Origin of the sequence: Methylobacterium sp. WL18, from assembly GCF_008040015.1 — a bacterium.
GTDB lineage: Bacteria > Pseudomonadota > Alphaproteobacteria > Rhizobiales > Beijerinckiaceae > Methylobacterium > Methylobacterium mesophilicum.
The window spans coordinates 1-428 of the sequence record NZ_VRVD01001358.1 but is presented as its reverse complement, the minus strand read 5'-3'; the positions used below and the strand labels follow the sequence as shown (position 1 = coordinate 428).

Below are 428 nucleotides of genomic sequence, written 5' to 3'. Positions count from 1 at the left end.
CTCATGCGCGGCATGATGGCCGGCCGCGCCGATCCCGGCGGTCCCGACGATCAGGCGGCGACGGGTCAGCGCGCTCATGGGTTCTCCTCCGCGTTGCCGGCACGCCCGGCGATCATGCCGCGCATGAGGTCCAGCGGCCGGTTCGCCAGCACCTGCCAGATGTGGATGGCGAGGAACGCGACCATCGCGAAGGCCGCCAGGAAGTGGATCGTCCGGGCCGATTGCCGCCCGCCGAACAGCGTGAACAGCTCAGGCCAGGCCGCGGTGACGCCGGGGGACATGGTCAGGCCGCTGAGCAGCATCAGCGGCGCCAGCACCAGCAGGACGACGAGGTAGGCGAGCTTCTGGAGCGCGTTGTAGCGGCCGGTCGCCGGCGCCCCGCCGCGCAGGCGCAGATGCGACCGGATCTCGCCGGCGAGCGCCCGCGG

The 428-nt window shown here is 72.9% G+C and carries 1 protein-coding gene; it reads right to left on the bottom strand.

The window, feature by feature from the left end:
• Positions 1–74 precede the first annotated feature (74 nt).
• Positions 75–428: cytochrome b/b6 domain-containing protein (locus FV228_RS32730; protein ID WP_147858051.1), on the bottom strand; the 354-nt coding region annotated here is incomplete at its 5' end.